Raw genomic sequence first — 3657 nt, forward strand, 5'->3', positions numbered from 1 at the left:
CGCCGATGATAGTGCTGCAACCAGTGTGAAAGTAGGTTATCGTCAGGCTAATTATTCGCAGAAGCCCGCTCAATTCGATTGAGCGGGCTTTTTGCTTTTCTGCCCAGCCAAAAACGAAAAGCCCGCCAGCTCGGCACGCGTTGCGTACCTGCTGGCGGGCTTGATCGCTTGGCTCTGGCCAGCCGTTTGCGGCGCGTTGCCGTCGGCGCATGGCCGACGGTTCGCGATCACATGAACGGCTGGGCTTACACTCGTCTCCGTCTGTGCTCCCCCCGATATCGGAACTTCAGGTAGACCAGTGTCGCCCAGTTCGTGGAATCCTGCCGGTGCCATCTTCCTGCGCCGGTCTTGTAGGTATTATCCGGTTGCAAGCGCCCTCATCTGTTCGGAGCCTCACACAACACTCCGTACTGCAACAGACTTCAGGAGCGCGGCTCGGCGACCTGGATGGGATCGCTCCTTGGCAGGAGATACCAGAGTCCCACAAACAGCAGGAGAGTGGCAACCGCGGCAGCGACACTGAGCGAGAGCTTGTCGGTTGCAAGCGACATCACCGTCAACATGTCCAAGGACAGTCCGACAGCCAATGGCATCAAAGCCCCACGGATGCTCTTGCGTGAAGTCCGGACCATCCGAGATGTCGCATGACCGTGCTGCGCCCGGTTGTAGACGGCCGGCGTCATCAGCATTCCCATCGCGACCACCATCAGGCACAGGCCCACCAGGTGGCATACCTGCGCGTAGGTCTCGAGATCCATGAACCGTTCATTGAAGACGGCGATCGTCTGGAAACCGAACACTGCTTGAAGACCAGGAAGAATGCAGCGCGCTTCTTCGATAATGTCGCGCATCTCCTGCTCGTTTTTCTGTTGTTGAGATGCTTGATCGTCCATGGGATGACAGTAACGTCAAACCCGGCCGTATTCAACCGCGCGCACGATTGAAATCGGCGCTCAGGCCCGGACGATGCCGGCTTGCGAGTTCCACTGTGCGAGGCTGTGGCGTTGGATCGCCGCCGCCATCAGGTCGGGGAACAGATCCGGCGTGCAGGCAAAGCAGGGAGTGCCCATGGCGGACAGGCGCGCCGCATTGTCGCGGTCATACGAAGGCGCGCCCGCATCGTTCAATGCCAGCAAGGCGATCACCTGCACGCCACTGCCCACCAGCGCAGCCGCGCTTCCCAGCATCTCCACGTGATTACCGCCTTCGTACAGATCGCTGATCAGCACGAAGATCGTCTCGCGCGGCCGCGTGATCAATCCCTGGCAGTAGGCCAGCGCGCGGTTGATGTCGGTGCCGCCTCCCAGCTGGGTACCGAACAGGACCTCGACCGGATCGGACAGCAGCGGCGTCAGGTCGGCCACTGCCGTGTCGAACACCACCACCGAGGTGCTGACCGCCCTGATGCTGGGCAGGACCGCGGCGAACACGCCCGCATACACGACCGAGGATGCCATCGATCCGCTCTGGTCCACGCACAGCACGATGTCGCGCAGCGAGCGCCCGCGACGGCCGAAGCCGATCCGGGTTTCCGGAATGATGGTGCGGTACCCGGGCTGGTAGTGACGCAGGTTGGCGCGGATGGTGCGCAGCCAGTCGATCTCCTGGTGGCGCGGGCGCAGATTGCGGGCCGCGCGATTCAGGCTGCTCGACACCGCCTGCCGCATCGGCGCCGCCAGCTTGCGGTCCAGTTCCTCGACCACCTTCGCCACCACCTTGCGTGCCGTCGCGCGGGTCTTGTTCGGCATGACGCGGTTCAGGCTGAGCAACGTCGCGACCAGGTGCACGTCCGGCTCCACCGCGGCCAGCAGTTCCGGCTCGCACAGCATCTGCTGCAGGCCCAGGCGCTCCAGCGCATCCTTCTGCATCACCTGGACCACGCTGGACGGGAAATATTCGCGGATGTCGCCCCGCCAGCGCGCCACTTTCGGCGCGGACGCGCCCAGGCCACCTTTCGGATTGTCGGGCGGCGTGCCATACAGCGCATCGAGTGCGCCGTCGATGGCGGCGTCCTCGACATTCAGCTGCACCCGGGGCGCGGCGTCCTGGCCAGCACCAGGCGCCAGCGCCGCGCCGCCTCTGCATGGCGTTCGTCATTCGTCATCGATGGCTTCCTCAGCCGGCCGGCTTGCGAGCAGGGTGTGCAGGATCGGCAGCACGCGCCGCGCCCGCATCGGATCGATGGCCGCCTCGACAACCAGCATGCCCGGCGCCGCGCCGCCGCCATGCGCGGCCCGTTCGCCCAACTCGCGGCGCTCCGGTGCGGTGAACGTCGACACCGTGCGGCGCAGCAGCGGCAGCAGTTCCGTGAAGGTGTCGACCGGCAGCCCGAGCAGCCAGCCGTTCACGATGTTCCACAGGGAGTCGCTGTGCGCCAGCAGCGTACCGCCGCCTTGCAGGAAGCCTTCCAGCCACTGCGCGGTGGCGAGCGGCGCCACGCCCGGCGAGCAGCGCAGGGACAGTTGCTGCGCTGCGCGTTCCGCACGCCATTCACCGTGTTCCGTCAGGATGCGCGCACAGCGGCCGCTCAGCACCGGATGCGACATCTCGCTGGAGGCCGCGGTGGCCACCGCCGCGAACCACGTGGGCAGATAGGCCTCGTCCTGCAGCAGGCGCAGCGCCTGGTCGGCGGCGATGATCTGGCCCAGCAGGCTTGCGGCGGCGTCGTCGGCCACCCCGCGCACGCCATAGGGCAGGGCGATGCAGGCGCGCGCGGCCAGGCCGTCGACCACCTGCGCCAGCGAGGCCGTATCGACCTTGCGCGCACTGCCGTAGCGCAGCACGTTGACCAGTGGCGGCAGGGCGGCCAGCAGCAGGCCGAGATCGGCCGTCTGCGTGCTCACGTCCAGCTGCTTATGCGATCACGCGCGGCAAGCGCGGTACAGGTCCTTCCAGCCGTCCCGCTCTTTCACGACCGTCTCCAGGTACTCGAGCATGGCGACGCGGTCCTGTAGCGGATCCTTGACGATCGCATCGACTATGCCGGCGGCCAGGTCGGCGCCGGGCAGTACGCCGTCGCCGAAACGCGCCGCCAGAGACATGCCGTGGGTGATCACCGAGATCGCTTCCGCCGTGCTCATGCTGGCGATCGGCACTATCAGTCTGGTCTTGGCGTTCGTGGTGCCGCCCTCGCGCAGTTCGCGGAACACCGTGACGATGCGGCAGCAGGACCACGGTATTGAAGCGGCGCTTCAGGGCGCTCGCCAGTTCGTCCACGTCGCGGTCGTTGGCGGTGGCGATGATGTTTAAACCCTTCTGTGCCAACACTTCGTTTTCCAGCTCCGCGATCCGCAGCACTTTCTCGGAAAGGGGACAGATCAGACTGTCCTGCACCTCGCCCGGCATGCGCGTCGGTTCCTCGATACGGGCGACCTTCCGGTCCGCATCGCGCCCATTACCGCGGCCCGGCACGATCGCCTCATGCGATGGTCCCTTCGACAGCAACCGCGCATCGTTCCAGCCTTGGCGGATAGCTTCCTCGCTGGTGCGGGCGGCGCCCCGCACCACCAGCGTGGAGTCGCTGCTGAATGAGGCCAATACGGCACACGTCCACAACAGCACTTGCGGACACCCCCGGGCATTTGCTATAGTTCGCGTCCTGCTTCTGCAGCGCAAGAAAAGCTGAACGAAATCAAGTAGTTGAGCTAGGTGTTTTGA

At 65.3% G+C, this 3657-nt stretch carries 5 protein-coding genes and 1 pseudogene; 1 reads left to right on the forward strand and 5 read right to left on the reverse strand.

What is annotated here, in order from left to right; translation table 11 throughout:
• Positions 1-422: 422 nt before the first annotated feature.
• From AC3A6M_RS24720 to AC3A6M_RS24735, 4 genes are all read right to left on the reverse strand, one after another.
• Positions 423-893 carry a DUF6328 family protein gene (locus tag AC3A6M_RS24720; RefSeq protein ID WP_487855343.1) on the reverse strand — a complete coding sequence of 157 codons (471 nt, stop codon included), beginning with the start codon at positions 891-893 and terminating at the stop codon, positions 423-425.
• 60 nt (positions 894-953) lie between these two features.
• Entirely contained in the window at positions 954-2030 is a 1077-nt protein-coding gene (locus AC3A6M_RS24725; RefSeq protein ID WP_487855344.1) for a VWA domain-containing protein, read from the reverse strand.
• A 63-nt stretch (positions 2031-2093) separates the two neighbouring features.
• Positions 2094-2843: a DUF5682 family protein gene (locus tag AC3A6M_RS24730; protein WP_487855345.1), complete on the reverse strand. Its 750-nt coding sequence runs from the start codon at positions 2841-2843 to the stop codon at positions 2094-2096.
• Between the two features lie 18 nt (positions 2844-2861).
• Positions 2862-3149: a hypothetical protein gene (locus AC3A6M_RS24735; RefSeq protein ID WP_487855346.1), complete on the reverse strand. Its 288-nt coding sequence runs from the start codon at positions 3147-3149 to the stop codon at positions 2862-2864.
• Here AC3A6M_RS24735 and AC3A6M_RS24740 point away from each other — a divergent pair.
• Positions 3079-3249 (forward strand): hypothetical protein, encoded by a 171-nt coding sequence (locus tag AC3A6M_RS24740; RefSeq protein WP_487855347.1) that lies wholly within the window; start codon positions 3079-3081, stop codon positions 3247-3249. The two genes, AC3A6M_RS24735 and AC3A6M_RS24740, sit on opposite strands and share 71 nt — an antisense overlap.
• Here AC3A6M_RS24740 and AC3A6M_RS24745 read toward each other — a convergent pair.
• A pseudogene (locus AC3A6M_RS24745) lies at positions 3241-3561 on the reverse strand (AAA family ATPase); the annotation flags it as partial. The gene AC3A6M_RS24740 and the pseudogene AC3A6M_RS24745 sit on opposite strands and share 9 nt — an antisense overlap.
• Positions 3562-3657 lie beyond the last annotated feature (96 nt).

This window comes from Telluria sp. Soil_C_11, from assembly GCF_057657395.1.

Bases quoted from the DNA above. Each gene is read 5' to 3' on its own strand.
- AC3A6M_RS24740 (WP_487855347.1), top strand. From the start codon at position 3,079: ATGCTGGCGATCGGCACTATCAGTCTGGTCTTGGCGTTCGTGGTGCCG.
- AC3A6M_RS24720 (WP_487855343.1), bottom strand. From the start codon at position 893: ATGGACGATCAAGCATCTCAACAACAGAAAAACGAGCAGGAGATGCGC.